The 1259-nt window shown below is 64.5% G+C and carries 1 protein-coding gene; it reads left to right on the plus strand.

What is annotated here, in order from left to right:
• Positions 1 to 30: 30 nt before the first annotated feature.
• Positions 31 to 1259, plus strand: a 1229-nt coding sequence (locus tag RR1_RS21490) for a DNA methyltransferase (RefSeq protein ID WP_238558911.1), incomplete at its 3' end; no start/stop codon positions are given.

The following is a 1259-nucleotide window of genomic DNA, read 5'->3' on the forward strand; positions in this document are numbered from 1 at the left end:
GTTAACCCTGTCACCGGCGAGGAAGAGCCGGTGAAGCACTACAAGGGCACCTTCGTGTTCCGGCTCGCCGGCCGCGAACGCCAGCAGTCGGCGTCGTACTACACACCCGAGGTACTGACGAAGTTCGTTGTCTCGCAGGCCCTCGAGGAGCTGCTGGATCAGGACGACGTGCGGACGACGCCGGAGCAGATCCTGGAACTGTCGATCTGCGAGCCGGCTCTCGGGTCGGGCGCGTTCGCGATCGAGGCGGTCCGACAATTGGCGGCCGAATACCTCAAACGCCAGCAGGAGGACCTCGGGGAGCTGATCGACGCCGACCAGTACCCGGTCGAGCTGCAAAAGGTGAAGGCGCACATCGCGCTGCACCAGGTATACGGGGTGGACCTCAACTCGACGGCCGTCGAGCTGGCCGAGATCTCACTGTGGCTCGACACGATGGTCGCCGGCCTGCAGGCCCCGTGGTTCGGTCTGCATCTGCGCCGCGGCAATTCGCTGATCGGTGCGCGGCGGTCGGTGTATGCACCGAGCCTGCTGGCGAAGAAACAGTGGTTGAAGACGCCTGCGAAGGACGTACCGCTAGGCGAGGAGGTCGGCGCCGACATCCACCACTTCCTCCTGCCGTCCGACGGCTGGGGCGCGGTGATCGACACAGCAGAGGCCAAGACGTACGCGCCGCAGAAGCGCGAAGAGTTGCGACTGTGGCGCAACGAGATCCGCAAGTCGCCGAGCAAGGCGATCATCAAGCGTTTGCAGGGGTTGGCGCAGCGGGTGGAAATGCTGTGGGACTTCACGCTGCGACGATTGACGATCGCCGAATCGCAGATCCACCGCGGCGTCGATCTCTGGGGGTTGCAGCGCGACGAGCAAAGCGACGCTGTCGTGACACGTGAGGACATCGAGAAAGTCCTCCACGACGAAAACGGCGCCTACCGCCGGCTCCGGCGCGCGATGGACGCGTGGTGCGCGATCTGGTCGTGGCCGCTGACGACGGAGATCGAGCCGCCAGATTGGGATCAGTGGGTCGCTGGTCTGGAAGCGATTCTGGGTGTGCCTCCGAAGGCCGGCAAGTTCGAGAAGTACGGCCAGACCAGCCTCGCCGGTGACATGAACTGGCAGGAACTCGACGTCGCGGAGGACACTGACCGCACCTTCGCGCAGGCCATGCCGATTGAGAAAACGCTCGACAGTTTCCCGTGGCTGACGGTCGTCGCCGGTATCGCCGATGCACAGGGCTACCTCCATTGGGAGCTGGACTTTGC

It is taken from the genome of Rhodococcus rhodnii NBRC 100604 (assembly GCF_001894925.1).
Taxonomy (GTDB): domain Bacteria; phylum Actinomycetota; class Actinomycetes; order Mycobacteriales; family Mycobacteriaceae; genus Rhodococcus_F; species Rhodococcus_F rhodnii.